The organism is Lactobacillus sp. M0393 (assembly GCF_016102025.1).
Taxonomy (GTDB): Bacteria; Bacillota; Bacilli; order Lactobacillales; family Lactobacillaceae; genus Lactobacillus; species Lactobacillus melliventris.
Window position 1 is genome coordinate 76,831 of the sequence record NZ_JACFPK010000008.1, and the last position, 13,986, is coordinate 90,816.

Annotated in this window: 18 protein-coding genes; 11 read left to right on the forward strand and 7 right to left on the reverse strand. The window is 36.7% G+C overall.

All coding sequences use genetic code 11. The features are described from left to right. The first annotated feature begins 7 nt into the window (after nt 1–7). Entirely contained in the window at nt 8–319 is a 312-nt protein-coding gene (gene trxA, locus H3R29_RS08045; RefSeq protein ID WP_046324452.1) for a thioredoxin, read from the forward strand. Between the two features lie 27 nt (nt 320–346). Here the strand turns inward: trxA and mscL are convergent, their stop codons facing one another. Both mscL and H3R29_RS08055 read right to left on the reverse strand, forming a co-directional pair. Then, a complete protein-coding gene (mscL, locus tag H3R29_RS08050) occupies nt 347–718 on the reverse strand; it encodes a large-conductance mechanosensitive channel protein MscL (protein WP_046324453.1) in 372 nt (123 codons plus the stop codon). A gap of 72 nt (nt 719–790) precedes the next feature. After that, nucleotides 791–1,210 (reverse strand): DUF2507 domain-containing protein, encoded by a 420-nt coding sequence (locus tag H3R29_RS08055; RefSeq protein WP_370567394.1) that lies wholly within the window; start codon nt 1,208–1,210, stop codon nt 791–793. 68 nt (nt 1,211–1,278) lie between these two features. Between H3R29_RS08055 and murI the strand changes: the two genes are divergently transcribed. Both murI and H3R29_RS08065 read left to right on the forward strand, forming a co-directional pair. Next, nucleotides 1,279–2,067 carry a glutamate racemase gene (gene murI, locus H3R29_RS08060; protein WP_198202995.1) on the forward strand — a complete coding sequence of 263 codons (789 nt, stop codon included), beginning with the start codon at nt 1,279–1,281 and terminating at the stop codon, nt 2,065–2,067. 16 nt (nt 2,068–2,083) lie between these two features. Then, entirely contained in the window at nt 2,084–2,698 is a 615-nt protein-coding gene (locus H3R29_RS08065; RefSeq protein WP_198202994.1) for an XTP/dITP diphosphatase, read from the forward strand. Between the two features lie 77 nt (nt 2,699–2,775). On the opposite strand, the gene H3R29_RS08070 is transcribed toward H3R29_RS08065, so the two are convergent. Further along, the gene (locus H3R29_RS08070; RefSeq protein ID WP_198202993.1) at nt 2,776–3,591 is read right to left on the reverse strand and encodes a mechanosensitive ion channel family protein; all 816 of its coding nucleotides are present in this window, start codon (nt 3,589–3,591) and stop codon (nt 2,776–2,778) included. Nucleotides 3,592–3,702: 111 nt separating this feature from the next. Between H3R29_RS08070 and H3R29_RS08075 the strand changes: the two genes are divergently transcribed. After that, the gene (locus H3R29_RS08075; protein WP_046324457.1) at nt 3,703–4,128 is read left to right on the forward strand and encodes a DUF948 domain-containing protein; all 426 of its coding nucleotides are present in this window, start codon (nt 3,703–3,705) and stop codon (nt 4,126–4,128) included. 17 nt (nt 4,129–4,145) lie between these two features. Further along, complete coding sequence (locus H3R29_RS08080; RefSeq protein WP_174795209.1) at nt 4,146–4,559, forward strand: YtxH domain-containing protein; 414 nt, start codon at nt 4,146–4,148, stop codon at nt 4,557–4,559. A gap of 80 nt (nt 4,560–4,639) precedes the next feature. Here the strand turns inward: H3R29_RS08080 and H3R29_RS08085 are convergent, their stop codons facing one another. Then, a complete protein-coding gene (locus H3R29_RS08085) occupies nt 4,640–5,740 on the reverse strand; it encodes an aminopeptidase P family protein (protein WP_198202992.1) in 1,101 nt (366 codons plus the stop codon). Between the two features lie 148 nt (nt 5,741–5,888). On the opposite strand from H3R29_RS08085, the gene H3R29_RS08090 reads away from it, so the two are divergent. Then, entirely contained in the window at nt 5,889–6,890 is a 1,002-nt protein-coding gene (locus tag H3R29_RS08090) for a substrate-binding domain-containing protein (protein ID WP_046324460.1), read from the forward strand. Nucleotides 6,891–6,916: 26 nt separating this feature from the next. On the opposite strand, the gene H3R29_RS08095 is transcribed toward H3R29_RS08090, so the two are convergent. After that, nucleotides 6,917–8,305 carry a glycerophosphodiester phosphodiesterase gene (locus H3R29_RS08095; protein WP_198202991.1) on the reverse strand — a complete coding sequence of 463 codons (1,389 nt, stop codon included), beginning with the start codon at nt 8,303–8,305 and terminating at the stop codon, nt 6,917–6,919. An 85-nt stretch (nt 8,306–8,390) separates the two neighbouring features. Here H3R29_RS08095 and H3R29_RS08100 point away from each other — a divergent pair, with 85 nt between their 5' ends. Genes H3R29_RS08100 through H3R29_RS08120 form a run of 5 tightly spaced genes read left to right on the forward strand, consistent with a single transcriptional unit; the run spans nt 8,391 to nt 12,074 of the window. After that, nucleotides 8,391–8,726, forward strand: coding sequence for a hypothetical protein (locus tag H3R29_RS08100; protein ID WP_198202990.1), 336 nt, complete (start codon nt 8,391–8,393; stop codon nt 8,724–8,726). Nucleotides 8,727–8,738: 12 nt separating this feature from the next. Further along, nucleotides 8,739–10,136, forward strand: a complete 1,398-nt coding sequence (locus H3R29_RS08105) for a bifunctional UDP-sugar hydrolase/5'-nucleotidase (protein WP_198202989.1) — start codon at nt 8,739–8,741, stop codon at nt 10,134–10,136. After that, nucleotides 10,114–10,692 (forward strand): YutD family protein, encoded by a 579-nt coding sequence (locus tag H3R29_RS08110; RefSeq protein ID WP_110446688.1) that lies wholly within the window; start codon nt 10,114–10,116, stop codon nt 10,690–10,692. The genes H3R29_RS08105 and H3R29_RS08110 overlap by 23 nt, the downstream gene beginning before the upstream one ends. After that, a complete protein-coding gene (locus H3R29_RS08115; protein ID WP_198202988.1) occupies nt 10,693–11,469 on the forward strand; it encodes a TIGR01457 family HAD-type hydrolase in 777 nt (258 codons plus the stop codon). Then, a complete protein-coding gene (locus H3R29_RS08120; RefSeq protein WP_198202987.1) occupies nt 11,466–12,074 on the forward strand; it encodes a TIGR01906 family membrane protein in 609 nt (202 codons plus the stop codon). The genes H3R29_RS08115 and H3R29_RS08120 overlap by 4 nt, the downstream gene beginning before the upstream one ends. Nucleotides 12,075–12,084: 10 nt before the next feature. Here H3R29_RS08120 and H3R29_RS08125 read toward each other — a convergent pair whose 3' ends face one another. Next, nucleotides 12,085–12,735, reverse strand: a complete 651-nt coding sequence (locus H3R29_RS08125; RefSeq protein ID WP_198202986.1) for a VTT domain-containing protein — start codon at nt 12,733–12,735, stop codon at nt 12,085–12,087. Nucleotides 12,736–12,744: 9 nt separating this feature from the next. Then, nucleotides 12,745–13,704 carry an NAD(P)/FAD-dependent oxidoreductase gene (locus tag H3R29_RS08130; RefSeq protein ID WP_198203033.1) on the reverse strand — a complete coding sequence of 320 codons (960 nt, stop codon included), beginning with the start codon at nt 13,702–13,704 and terminating at the stop codon, nt 12,745–12,747. Nucleotides 13,705–13,986: the final 282 nt, after the last annotated feature.

The following is a 13,986-nucleotide window of genomic DNA, read 5'->3' on the forward strand; positions in this document are numbered from 1 at the left end:
TTTTTCAATGGTTGATGAACTTACAGATCAAAACTTTGAAGAAGAAACAAAAGATGGCGTCGTGTTAACGGACTTTTGGGCAACCTGGTGTGGCCCGTGTAAAATGCAATCTCCGGTAGTTGATGAATTGGCTGAGGAGAGACAAGACGTTAAATTTACCAAAATGGATGTTGATCAAAACAAGGAAGTACCAAGTTCTTTGGGAGTTATGGCTATTCCGACTTTGCTAATCAAGAAAAACGGTGAAATTGTAGATCGCATTACGGGTTACACACCTAAAGCAAAATTGAGTCAAATTTTGGATCAATATACCAATTAAAAAATTCCTGCAACTGCAGGAATTTTTTTAATTGCTTTTTTCTTTTAATAGATCGCGAATTTCTTTCAAGTAATCTTCAGCGGTTGGGCCAGCTGGTTGTTGCTGGTCGTTATGTCTTATTACTTTATTGACAGCTTTAACTAGCAAAAAGACGATGAATGCAATAATCAAAAAGTTAATCACAGTATTGATAAATTCACCGTATTTAAAAGTAGCACCTCCGGCTTTAAATACCAGATTGGAAAGATCAATTCGTCCGATAAATAGACCCAAAAGGGGATTAATTAAATTGTTTACCAATGAATTAACAATGTTGGTAAAAGCTCCACCGATGATTACACCAACAGCCAAATCGATAACGTTGCCCCGTTGAATAAATTCTTTAAATTCTCTAAGCATTTTGTTTCCTCCATTCTTACTTTAATAATATTGCAAAAATGGTAAAAAACTAAATTATTTGTTTCAAAGTGCTTAATCAAATTTAGCGATTAATTTTACTATTTTTTTATGTTCATCAACCTTAATTTCGCATTCAGTAGTGCGACCAGTTTCTTTTTCAACTGCTTCTGCAATTATTCCTGCTTCAAGGGAAAATTCCTTATTACCACTGCTAATCCGATCGGCTACATTTTGTCCGGTTAATTTGAAAATTTTTTCACTATGATGGGCTCTTGCTTTTTCAATATTGCCAAATTCAGTAGTTGTAAAAAAGCTGGCTACATCTTCAAAGGACGCTAAGTCATATTTACGGGCTATGCGCTTGCCACCCCAATATAGAATTACATCATTGTCTTTGCCTAAGATCGTTGGCAGTAAAAAGTCCCGATAAAGCTGATTTACAAAATAAACATGTTCATGTTGCTGGTTATTGTCTTGCATAAAGAAATTCATCCCTTTTATTTTCTTTTATTTTACCGTAAAATTGACTGAAGTATAAATTATTTAGGGAGTCTTTTAATATGGATAATCGACCAATTGGCTTATTAGATTCAGGAGTTGGCGGCTTAACGGTAGTCAAAAAAATAATTGCTAAAATGCCTCATGAATCAACTGTTTTCATTGGTGACAATGCTCATGTTCCCTATGGAGATAAGTCTAAGGCGGAAATTATTGCGCTAACAAAGCAAAGTGTTAATTTTTTATTAAGTAAAAACGTTAAACTAATTGTCTTTGCCTGCAATACTGCCACGGCAGTAGCTATGAATGCTATTCAAAAAGAGATTGAGCCGCAAATTATCGGCGTAATTCAATCGGGCGCTCTAGCGGCAGCGCAAGCTACTAAAAACAAAAACGTGGCAGTTGTGGCGACAAAAATGACTGTTAGTTTAAATGCATACCAAAAGGAGATTCAAAAGCGTGATTCCCAAATAGTTGTGCATGAAATAGCAGCCCCCCAGATTGTACCCCTAATTGAAGCTGATGCAGGTCATCAGGCGTATGCCTCTGCACTGCAAGAACTTTTGCTGCCAATCAACAAGCTGGACATAGATACTCTCGTTTTGGGATGTACGCACTATCCTATTATTCGCAGTGAGTTTGCACAATGTTTAAAACCAAATGTTCAAATTATTGATCCAGCTGACCAGGTAGCGCAATATACGTATAATGTAATAAAACGTGACGGCCTTTTTGGCAGTAATTCTAATGATGGTGCGCACGAGTATTACACAACGGGGGACGTCAGAATGTTTAACGAATTGGGTAAAATAGTATTAGACGAGCAATACGTTAGTGCAAAACACCTTTAAGAAGAAAGGAGAAAAAATGGAAGTTTTATTTGCAACAACTAATCAGGGCAAGGTAAAAGAATTGAGAGCAGCTTTTAAAAAAGCTGCGCTTAACCTCACAGTTAAGACTAATGCCGATTTAGATAGGCCGCCAATTGTTGATGAGTACGGTACAACATTTGAGCAAAATGCTAAGCTAAAGGCACATGAATTAGCTGACTATAGTCAGCTGCTGACAATAGCGGATGACTCCGGCTTAATGGTTGATGCACTTGATGGTGCTCCTGGAGTTCACTCGGCGCGTTTTGCCGGTCCTGAGCATAATGATCAAAAGAATAATGCTAAATTACTGGCCGAGCTTGGTGGTGTGCCGTTAGCAAAAAGAACAGCTAGATTTAATACTACAATTGTAGTATCAATGCCAGGTCATTTTGAAAAAGATTTGGTTGTCTCAGGCCAATGTGAAGGCCTAATTTTACCAGCGCCTGAAGGTGAAGACGGCTTTGGCTATGATCCGCTTTTTTATGTACCGGAAAAGCAAAAAACTTTTGCCGAAATGACAACTGCAGAAAAAAATAGTCTTTCTCACCGGGGAAAAGCGCTTGCCAAATTATTAAAGTGTTTACCAAACTGGCTCGCTCAGTTTGAATAAATATCTAAAAAACTGCTAAATATTATTTTTAATACTTTTTACTGGAAAAGTGTTAAAGACATTTAGCAGTTTTTATTTTATTCTGCTAAAAGAACTTGGTTGCTTTGCAGGACGTTTAAATACTGCGTTAAGTATTTATCCTGCACTTCTTTTTCATAACCGGGTTTAACTTGAAAATGAATCACATAATTAACAGTTTGTGCTGTTTGCGTAGCGATGCCAATAATTTTAGGTTCTTGCACTAAAAAATTAATATCGGTACTCAATTTTTTGTTTACCTGTTCAATAAGACTATGAACTTTTGCAAAATCGTTATTAGCTTTTAGTTGGATTTCAATATCTAAGCCAATGCCACCGTGGGCTAAATTTTGTACGATTGAAATATTACGATTGGGGATGTAGATTAGAGAACCATCAGACCCTTTAAGTCTGGTAGTCCTTAATCCCAACTGAACCACTACTCCAGTTTGATTGTTGATTGAGACAATATCTCCTACGTCAAACTGGTCTTCACTTAAAATGAAGAAGCCGTTAACTAAATCGCTGACAAAGCCCTGGGCTCCCATCCCTAAAGCCAGAGAAAAGATACCAGCACTCGCAAGTAGCGTACCAATTGGAATACCTAGGATAGATAAAACAGCAAACAAGTAGAAAAAAATCACAGTGTATTCAAAGATACTGTTAATTAATGCAGTAACTGTTTGAGTTCTCTTATTTTGTTTTCTTTTACTATGCTCTAAATAATGTTTAATTATTTTTTTACCAACATGGTCGATCAGGTAAAAAACTAAAGCTGAAACTAGGAGCTGCCAAATAATTGTCAGAACTTGTTCTCCCAGCCTGTCCCAGTTAAACTTGAGCACGTTTTTATTGATTTGAAATATTTTATCCATAATAATTACCTTTCGTATATGCATATTAACTATAACAAAATATTACATATAGATTGAGATTGAAGCATTTTCATGCTAGACTTTTTTTAGGTATAGAATTGGAGGTAAAAGATGAAATTTTCTTATGGTGCATTAGCAGGTTTAATAGCCGCCATTGCATTATTAATTTTAGTACTTTTCACAATTCCAGTGCTTATACGTGCCGCAAAAGCGACTAGAGAAGCAGAAAAAACGATCCAGAGTGCTAACGAGTCAATTCAACAGGTCACTGGGGATGTAAATGATTTACTTCATCAAACCAGTGATTTGCTTGATAAAACTAATGTCTTGCTAGCAGATGTTAATGTTAAAATGAAAACTATTGATCCTGTTGTGCAAGCAGCAGCTGATTTAGGCGAAAGCGTTTCGGATGTCAACACATCTACCAGAAATATGGCAAAGCGTTTCAATAATTTTCATTGGAAACGTAACGGGTTGATGTCTTCTGCTTTAGCATCAGTGTTTGCACGGCATAAGCGGCGTAAAGGTGAAGATTAGTAAAAGGAGTTACTTTTATGAAAAATTTTGCAAATTTTGTTTTAGGTACTATTGTCGGAAGTGCTGTAGGGTTCCTAGCCGGTTCCTTATTAGTCAGTGATGAACAAATTGACGAACTGAAGAAAAAAGTTAAGAACAATGAAACTGTTCAAGACTTAAAGAAAAAGTATGATAACGGTACTGAAATTGTAAAGAATCAACTGGCCTCATTCCCCAAGAATGTAGAAGATGATTCTGAACTGAAAGATTTTGATGATATCGTTATTGATAGTTCAAAAGATACTGATGCACAGCAAAAAGATCATGCTGCAGATGTAGCTGATGACTTGCACCATGCAGAGGGTCCAGATGATTTTAATCACTCGGAACCCTCAGACCCAAAGCCTGAAGGCCCTGCAGATGCACCTGTTGATCCATATTCTAGACCATAAACACGATTTTAGTAAAATGGCACTGACAGAAAATAAAATCTGTCAGTGCCATTTTTATGCAATAAATAAAGTGAGTTTATTTAAAGAGGTAAAACTTTTAGTTCCTTACTTGTATGAGTAAATGGTTCATAGCCGTTTTTAGTTACAACACCACAATCTTCGATTCTAACCCCCGCTACGTTAGGAATATAGATACCAGGTTCAATTGAAAAACACATACCTTCTTCAATGATCAAATCGTTGCCTTGAACAATTGAAGGGTATTCGTGTACTTCTTTACCAATGCCGTGACCCAAGCGGTGAATAAAGTATTCACCATAGCCCGCTCTAGTAATAATATCACGAGCAACACTATCTAGTTCAGAAGCTGTCATTCCCGGTCTCACCGCGTCAATTGCAGCTTGTTGAGCTTCACGATCAATTTCGTAAATTTCTTTTTCTTTGGCTGATGGTTCACCATAGGCAACTGTTCTACTGGAATCAGAAGCATAACCGTTATGCATAGTGCCCAGATCGAACAATACCAGTTCGTTAGGCTTAACTTTGTTCATAGTAGGACCTAAATGAGGATTAGCGGCGTTGGCACCGGCTTGTACAATGGTTTCAAAACTTTCATGCATTACGCCTTTTTGTACCTTTAGCTGATATTCAATCTGACCAGCAATATACCTTTCAGTAACACCTTCCTTAATGGCGTCAAAACCAATTTGAAAAGCAAAGTCTGCCTCACGGCCAGCGGCTTGCAATTGCTTAATTTCCTCCGGTGTTTTATATAAGCGAATTTTTGCAACAAAATTAGAAACATCACCGTCAAAATTAGCATCTGGAAATTGCTCATGGATGAGTTGATAATGGGAAACAGAGAGGTTATTTTTTTCTAAAGCCCATTTTTGATAATCTTTGGTTCTGCTTTTCACTTTGTCAGCAATAATTGCCCAGGGATCTTCTGAGTCAAGATAACCATATACATCACCGTTCCAAGCTGAATTTTTAGCTTCTTCAACATTTAAAGCTGGAACAAAGACGAACGGATCTTGATCTTTAAATGCTAAAAGGGCAAAGATTCGTTCATGTGGCTCCATGTCATATCCTGTAAAGTAAGCAATTGTCGTTGGATTAGAAATGTAGGCAACATCGCAATTGGTACTTTGCAGCCATTCTTGTAATTTAGTTAAGTTCATAGCTTCTTCCTTCCATCTTGATTTTATGATTAAAATCAGTATATCATGTTCTAGACCTGAAAAAATGAAAGAATAGTTGTAAACGTTTGCAATTTGTGAGAAAGAATGATAAATTTTATACTAGTAATTTTAAGATGGGGGAACCAAAATGCGAAAACAGGATATTACAATTTATGATGTTGCTCGTGAGGCTAAAGTTTCAATGGCTACTGTCTCACGAGTTGTTAACGGCAATACAAATGTGCGTAAAGACACTCGCGAACGGGTAATGAAGGTAATCAACCGGTTGCATTACCAGCCAAATGCGGTGGCACAAGGACTGGCATCTAAAAGAACCACTACGGTTGGTTTAATCGTGCCGGATTTAACTAATCTTTATTTTGCGGAATTGTCAAAAGGAATTGATGATATTGCGCTTTTATATAAGTACAACATTATTATCACCAGTATTGAAAACCGCTTAATGAGAGAAGATCAGGCAATTCAGGGATTGCTTAATAAGCAGGTCGATGGTGTGATTTACATGTCAGACAATTTGCCGGAAGAAGCGGTTGAGGCCTTTAAACGGACTGATACGCCAGTGGTTTTAGCTGGTACTAAAGATAGTCACAGTGAATTTCCATCAGTTGCGATTGATTATCAAAAGGCCGATACAGAAGCTTTAAACCTACTGTATAATGATGGCAGGAGAAATTTGGCCTTAGTCTTAGGCAATCCAGATACTGTGGTTAGCGCTGAAAATAGAATTCCGGCTTACAAAAAATTTATGGCTGATCATGGTTTAGGGGAAGGTCATATCTATACTAAGATTAAAGACCATTCTGATGGCTATAATTTATTATCCCAACTGGAGCAGGACGGTATTGATGGCGTGATTGTCAGTCGTGATGTCACTGCAGTGGGAATTTTGAATTCTGCTATTGATGCTGGTAAAAAAGTGCCGGAAGATTTAGAAATAATTACAGCCAGCGCAACACAAATTGCTTCAGTTGTGCGCCCAGCGCTAACAGCCATTCGTCAGCCGCTTTATGATATTGGAGCGGTGGCAATGAGAATGTTGACTAAATTGATGAATAATGAAGAAGTGCCAGAGAAGCAAATTGAGCTTTCTTATGAGATATTAAAAAAGCAAAGTACTACAAATGAATAATATTATTCACACAAAAAGTGTTGCAGTTAATTATGCAGCACTTTTTTAGTAGTTATTTTTTTAATTTGCTTGATCTTCTGCCACGTGTTTAACGTCTTTGCTGGTTGCAGCTGTAAATAAGGAGTTAAAGCAATATTTGAATAACGGCTCATTCGCGGCAAGCGGCGATAATTTTGCCAATTTGCGTCGTCAAAGAAACCATAGAAAAGAATATCACGTGCTTTGATCCAACCTTGGGAGGTAAAAAGCCATAAACTTTTAGGACTACCATTAAAATTCTGAATTTTAAAAAGAGTATTTGCCGGTAGCAATTTTTTTGTTTTGGCTTGATTATCAGGGTAACGATAAATTCGAACATCTTTTTGCGGTTTAGCAATAATTTGCTTACTTTGATAAGGTGCAATATCTGCTGGTCTTAAGTCCATGTTGACAAACTCAGCTGAGATAAATGTTTGATTTGCAATCTGATAATAAAGTTGATTATGCGCCCTGACACCATACATTACTTGAAATTTTTGTCCCGGATAAACATATTTATTTTGCATTTTCTGTACATAAGGGTTCATCATTGTTTTGGCTTTCTTTTTGCCAAAATAGCTGCCTTTGCGGTGGATAGCATACTTTTTGGTGCCTTCCTTAGCCAGCTTGTACTTAAATCCGGTGCTGGGAAAATTGGTTACTACGCCATCGACATTTTTATTAATCAGCCATTGCCATAAATCAGGCGATTCGTCCATTTCTGTCCAGACATAAACCTGTTTATTTAACTGATGTAGCCAATGTATCAACCAGGAATGATTTAAAATCAGGTCAGAGGAAACATTGACGGCATTGACTTGCGGTAAATTACTAAAATTCATTCGTTTAAGACTGCCGACAATTAGAATTAAGTAGGCATCGGGCATAATTTTACGAAAATGAAACAAACTGGCTGCAGAAAATGAATGAATCATTATTCTTTTTTCCATATGATATTTCTTCACAGTGGCGGCAATCTGATCTTCTAATTCATAAGAAGGATCAAGTCCATGGTCAATTTTAGTTTCAAGAATAAATTTGGTATTAGGCTTTTTTTGATAATATTCAAATAGCTCTGGTAAGCTCAGCACATGTTCACCATTGTCGTAGGTCAATTGGCTAAGTGCCTGCCAATAATTTTGTGATACAATTGCATGTGTATGGGTCACTCGAAATAGGTCATCATCATGTGATACAACTAGTTCACCGTCTGCAGAAAGGCGCAGGTCAAGTTCAACGTAGTCTGCACCTGAATTAAAGGCAGAGTTGTCACTTTGAATAGTTTCTTCAGGATATTTGCTGGGGTCTCCGCGATGGCCGACCACAGTGAAACCACTAGTTATGATAAATATGATGCTAAAAATGAGAGCCTTAAACAGTTGGCTTTGATATTTCATGTGTACACCTCTGTTGTTAATTACAATAGCATGGTTGCACATTTTTTGCTATATGTCACAGATTTAATTTATACGGGGAATATTGATGAATAAGCAACAATATGAAGAATTAGATTTAATTGAAGAAATTGTGCGCAATGACGGCAGCAAGTATTTTGAAATTTCTAATATTGATCAGAATGGTATAGCGGAACTTGCAGCTGACAGAGGAAAAATTAAGAGTGTTCGTATTTTACAATTAAATATTCCACGTACTAAAGCCCTTGTTACTTATGAAGAATATATCAATCAGAACTATAAACTTGAGACTTTGATAAACGAAGATGATTGGGAAAATCCGGATTGGGTAGAATGGCAAAAGCCTAAGGGAAAAGTTCTAGACGCCTATAACATGGTTTTAAAGTCGAATCAAATTGGATAGAGAGCAAGGATAATGGAAAAAATTCGCATTTTACATACTAATGACTTACACTCACATTTCGAACATTTTCCCAAAATTGGCCGGTATTTGCGGGAAGCTCAAAAAGATCAAACTGTCGATCAGGTGTTTACTTTTGATGCTGGAGACTTCATGGACCGCTCACATCCTTTGACTGATGCAACTTATGGCCAGGCTAATATTCAATTAATGAATTCTTTTCATTACGACGCAATTACTATTGGTAACAATGAAGGTATTTCCAATTCCCACGCTGTAGTAGAAAGACTATTTGATCATGCCGATTTTCCCGTTATTTTAGCCAATTTGCGTGAAGAAGATGAATCTCTGCCTCACTGGGCAGTTCAGGATAAAATCTTAACTACAAAAAAGGGAACACGCATCGGTCTCATCGGTCTGACTGCCGCATACCCACTTTCTTATGAACCTAATCACTGGCACGTCAAAATGCTGAAAGAAACAATGGATAAGGTTTTGCCACAAATAAAAGGCCAATATGACGTGTTAATTTTAATAACTCATATTGGCTTAGATATGGATACCTTTTTAGCCAAAAATTATCCAGAAATTGATTTGATTGTGGGAGGCCATAGCCACGACTTGCTTCCCCATGGTAAAGAAGTTAAGGGTGTCTGGATTACTCAAACCGGTAAATGGGGCAACTATGTAGGCAATACGTATATGGAAATTGATGACAATCACCATGTACGCAAGATTACGCCGCACGTTGAACCAACCAGTTTGATGAAGTCTCATTCAGCTGATGAAGACACTATTTTAGGATACAGGCAAAAGGGCAAAGAAATTTTGAGTCGAGAACTTGTTGCTGATTTGCCCGAAAAATATGATGGTGACCGTGAAGCTGCAATCCAAGTTTCAATGAATGCAATTGCTCATTTTGCAGGAACCGATTTGGCAATGCTCAGCTCGGGTCTTTTCTTAACCCCTTTTAAAAAAGGCATTATCACTAAATATGATTTGCAAAAGTCTTTACCGCATTCAATGCATGTAGTGCGTTCTACTTTAAGAGGCAGTGATCTATGGCGCCTAATTATGGAAATTGAAAAAAACCGGCATTTTTTAGATCAATTCCCTTTGCAGGGAATGAGTTTTCGGGGGAAAATATTTGGTCAAATGCATTATAAGGGTATTAAATTTGACCCTATGAGTAGAGTAGTCTTCGTCAACGGCAAAGAAGTTGATCCATACCAGGAATATCAAATTGCTGTTTTGGATCATTATGTTTTGGTGCCGTTTTTTCCAACTCTCGCAATCGTGGGCGACAATGACTTTTTGTTTCCACAATTCTTGCGTGAGGTGATTGGAGACTATTTGGCACAAAAATACCCTATAACTGGAAGTGAAAATAATAGTGAAAAAAATAAACAGTAATCAACTACAAGAAAATAAATTTGACCAGGAGCAGCCTCTGCGCCATCCCCTGGCAGCAGTGGCTTTGGATAATGAGCAGTTAAAAATTAACAAACAATTGTACCAGGTAATAGTTAATAAGGATGATGCTCTGGATCTTGAACTTTTGCGGCAAAAATACGACCCATATCTTGATCAATATGATTTTATTGTAGGAGACTTGTCTAGTGATCATTTGCGTTTGAAAGGTTTCTACCAGGATAATGCTCAGGCTGCAATCGATCGTAAAAAACAAACAATTGCGGATTATTTGCTTGAATATTGTAATCCTGGCAGTCCGTATTTTATCTTGCAGTTGTTAAGTCCAGTACATCATTATCATAATAATAAAAGAAAAAGGCGACTAAATTCGTTTAAAAATCGGGGACAAAATATACACAGAAAGAAGCTTTACAAATCGTTTAAGAGTTACCATGTTCGCCAACCTAAGATAAAGAAGCCCGAAACAGTGGCAATAAAAAAAGAGCGTGCGAATAACCATTCTTTTGTAATCAAAAAAAGGAAGGGCAGCAAATAAGTGAAAGATTACCGTTTATTTTTAATTGATCTTGATGGCACCATTTATCGGGGCAAGGAAACTATTGCTGCAGGTGTTCGTTTTGTTAAGCGCCTTGAACAGGCACATAAAAGCTATATTTTTTTGACTAATAATACTACTCGTACGCCACAAATGGTGGTGGATAAGCTTAAAACGCATGGCATTAAAACCGATGTTGCGCACATTTATACTCCTTGCATGGCAACGGTAAGTTATATTTTAAACCGTGAAAAGAAGCGGCAAAGTAAAATCGGTATTTATATAATAGGTCAAATTGGTTTATGGCGTGAATTTTTGCAAAATTCTGCTTTTGAAGTCACTGATTTTAATCCCGAATACGTGATTGTGGGGATGGATACGGACTTGACTTATCATAAAATTCAAGTGGCCGCTACTGCAATTAGGAATGGTGCTACTTTTATTGGGACTAATGCTGATTTGAATTTGCCTAGTGAAAAAGGTTTATTGCCCGGTAATGGTTCTCAGTGTGCGATGATTGCAGCTTCTAGTGGCCATAAGCCATTTTTTATCGGTAAGCCGTCTTCCGTGATTATTGATATGCTGTTAGCTAAACTACAGTTTTCTAAAGAAGATGCACTTTTAGTAGGTGATAGCTACGATACTGATATTAAGGCTGGGTTTAACAGTCATGTTGACCAATTACTAGTAACGACGGGTATTACAAAATTGGCTGACATTGAAGGAAAAAGGCAGCCGACAATTGTAGTTGACAGTTTGGATCAGGTTAAATTATGAGCAAAAGAAATAATATATTTACTATTATTTATCATTTTATTTTTGCTATTTCTACTAGTGTGGTGACAGCCCTTATTGCAAGTTGGCCACTGTTATTTGTATTTGTATTAGTGCAAAAAACAAATAAAACAGTCAATTTATCGATTGAACAAGTGATGAATAGTTATAATCAGTTGTTGTGGTACCTCATTTGGCCATTTAAGCGTAAGCTGCACATGCGTGATTTTCATACGTCTGCAATGGCTGCCAGGCATTTTGCTGATGTCAAAAAATTATTTGTTTTGGCGATCGTTGCCTTCTTGTGCTGTTTGGTCATATATTTTTGGTGTAAAAGACAAAATCAAAAATTTTTGCGCTTAAATAAGGTTTGGGCGTTATTATTTTTACTATTGCCGATTGCCGTTTTACCGTTTGCTTTGGCAAATTTTGATAACTTTTTTATTACATTTCATCATTTGTTTTTTGCTGGCAGCAATACTTGGCTATTTGATCCCGCTACAGATCCGATTATTAATGTGCTCACAGAAGGTTTTTTTGCTTCTTGTTTTGCGATTGCCGGTATCGTCTATGAATTGTATTTTGCTGATAAATTATTACAAAAATAAAAAGGAGTCCTTAATGGAACTCCTTTTTATTTTTAATCCGTTTTTTTAACGATACTATAAAAAGCGGCAGAACCGAGATTATAATTATTGCAAGTATTAACATTGAGAAATGATTTTTGACAAAAGGGATGTTGCCAAAGAAGGCACCAAGTATTGTGAACAAACCACTCCAAAATATTCCGCCAACTACGTTATATAAGGCAAACTTACCATAATGCATGTTACTTCCACCTGAAATGAAAGGGACAAAAGTTCTGATAAAGGGGATAAATCTGCCAATAACAATAGTAATTGGTCCATGCCGCTCAAAAAAGTTTTCAGCTGCCGTCCGATTTTTTTGATTGATTAAGCTATTAAACCAGGTATGCTTAGAGCCTTGTCTAACCGACCAGGCACCTATTTCATAATTACAGGCATCGCCTAGTATTGCTGCCAGCAGCACTGCAAAATAAATCCACCAGATATTTAACTTGTATGCAGGATTAACTGCTAAAGAACTGGCAGCAAAAATTAATGAATCACCTGGTAAAAAGGGAAATATAACTAATCCAGTTTCGATAAAAATAATGGCAAAGATAATCAAATACGTCCAATTGCCAAACTGATTGACTATTTCAATCAGATGGTGATCGATATGCAAGATAAAATTGATTACTGTCATAAACATCTCCTAAATGCTGGTTGAATGTATTGTTAAGGTCTTTTCAGGGAAAAGCTTACGCATAATTGTAGTAATTGCAATTTGTGCTTCTCCAAAGCCCAGTCCAATAAGTGGGACTCGGCCAGAATAAGTAGTGACATCGCCTATTGCATAAATACCAGGTATATTGGTTTCCATAGAGCGAGAAACTTCTATTTGGTTATTAACTAAATTAACACCCCATTTTTTTACAAACTGATTATTAGCTCGAAAGCCGTAGCCAACGATTATTTGATCAAATTGCTCGTCAGTAATAGCGTTACTTCCAATTCTTTTCAAGCTAATATTAAGTTGATTATCTCTAATTTCAATTGATTTAGGAAGATAAGGGGTCTTTATTTCAACATTTTTTAAACTTTTTAGTTTGGTGACACTTGATTCGAGACCGCGAAATTCATTTCTTCTATGAACTAGTTTGATTTTGGCAGCCGGTTGATTTGCTAATTCAATTGCCCAGTCAAGAGCTGAATCGCCACCGCCGAAGACACCTACTTTTTGATGAGCAAAATCCTGGGGATCTTTAACATAATAGTGAATCCTTTTTTCAATTTCCTCGTTCGTTTTTAGTGGAAATTTTTTAGGACTGAAAAACCCAGTCCCAGTGGCAATAATGACGCTTCTAACAGAATAGTCGTCATCGATAACAAATTCATTGTTACTTTGCTCAATGGCTCTAACTGGATGATTTAAAACAAATGTTGTATGTTGTCTGGCATCATTTTGTAATTTGGTAATTAATTCATGAGCTAAAATAGAACTGTAAGCTGGTATATCCAAAATTTCTTTAAAAGGATAAAGTAGTTTTGGTTGCCCGCCAGCCTCAGCTAGTGAATCAAAAATTATTGTATTTAGACCATGAAGATGAGCAAAATTGGCACAGAATAACCCTACGGGACCTGCTCCTATAATTGCTAAATCAAATTTTTTTATTTTGAAAACTCCCCTCTAAACGTTGATATGACAACTTTATCATGAATAAAGAAGATAGTCACTTGAATAATTTGCAAAAAAGACTTGCAAAAAAGGAAAATACTTGCTAGTATTAATAACTGTCGTCGGGCAATGAGCCGCAAGGCAAGAGCACGAAGATAGCGTTAAAAAATCAAGCAAAAGCAGTTGACAAAAGTCAATTGTTTTAGTAAGATAATAAACGCTGTCCGGTAAGACGGCAAAAATAAGTCAGAAAAAAGTGCTTGACAAAAGCAACTGAAT

What these genes read in the sequence shown, in the direction of transcription:
- H3R29_RS08055 (WP_370567394.1), bottom strand. Translation starts at nt 1,210, where the DNA reads ATGAATTTCTTTATGCAAGACAATAACCAGCAACATGAACATGTTTAT.
- mscL (WP_046324453.1), bottom strand. Translation starts at nt 718, where the DNA reads ATGCTTAGAGAATTTAAAGAATTTATTCAACGGGGCAACGTTATCGAT.
- H3R29_RS08105 (WP_198202989.1), top strand. Translation starts at nt 8,739, where the DNA reads ATGGAAAAAATTCGCATTTTACATACTAATGACTTACACTCACATTTC.
- H3R29_RS08085 (WP_198202992.1), bottom strand. Translation starts at nt 5,740, where the DNA reads ATGAACTTAACTAAATTACAAGAATGGCTGCAAAGTACCAATTGCGAT.
- H3R29_RS08080 (WP_174795209.1), top strand. Translation starts at nt 4,146, where the DNA reads ATGAAAAATTTTGCAAATTTTGTTTTAGGTACTATTGTCGGAAGTGCT.
- H3R29_RS08120 (WP_198202987.1), top strand. Translation starts at nt 11,466, where the DNA reads ATGAGCAAAAGAAATAATATATTTACTATTATTTATCATTTTATTTTT.
- H3R29_RS08125 (WP_198202986.1), bottom strand. Translation starts at nt 12,735, where the DNA reads ATGACAGTAATCAATTTTATCTTGCATATCGATCACCATCTGATTGAA.
- H3R29_RS08090 (WP_046324460.1), top strand. Translation starts at nt 5,889, where the DNA reads ATGCGAAAACAGGATATTACAATTTATGATGTTGCTCGTGAGGCTAAA.
- H3R29_RS08075 (WP_046324457.1), top strand. Translation starts at nt 3,703, where the DNA reads ATGAAATTTTCTTATGGTGCATTAGCAGGTTTAATAGCCGCCATTGCA.
- H3R29_RS08100 (WP_198202990.1), top strand. Translation starts at nt 8,391, where the DNA reads ATGAATAAGCAACAATATGAAGAATTAGATTTAATTGAAGAAATTGTG.
- H3R29_RS08070 (WP_198202993.1), bottom strand. Translation starts at nt 3,591, where the DNA reads ATGGATAAAATATTTCAAATCAATAAAAACGTGCTCAAGTTTAACTGG.
- trxA (WP_046324452.1), top strand. Translation starts at nt 8, where the DNA reads ATGGTTGATGAACTTACAGATCAAAACTTTGAAGAAGAAACAAAAGAT.
- H3R29_RS08065 (WP_198202994.1), top strand. Translation starts at nt 2,084, where the DNA reads ATGGAAGTTTTATTTGCAACAACTAATCAGGGCAAGGTAAAAGAATTG.
- murI (WP_198202995.1), top strand. Translation starts at nt 1,279, where the DNA reads ATGGATAATCGACCAATTGGCTTATTAGATTCAGGAGTTGGCGGCTTA.
- H3R29_RS08095 (WP_198202991.1), bottom strand. Translation starts at nt 8,305, where the DNA reads ATGAAATATCAAAGCCAACTGTTTAAGGCTCTCATTTTTAGCATCATA.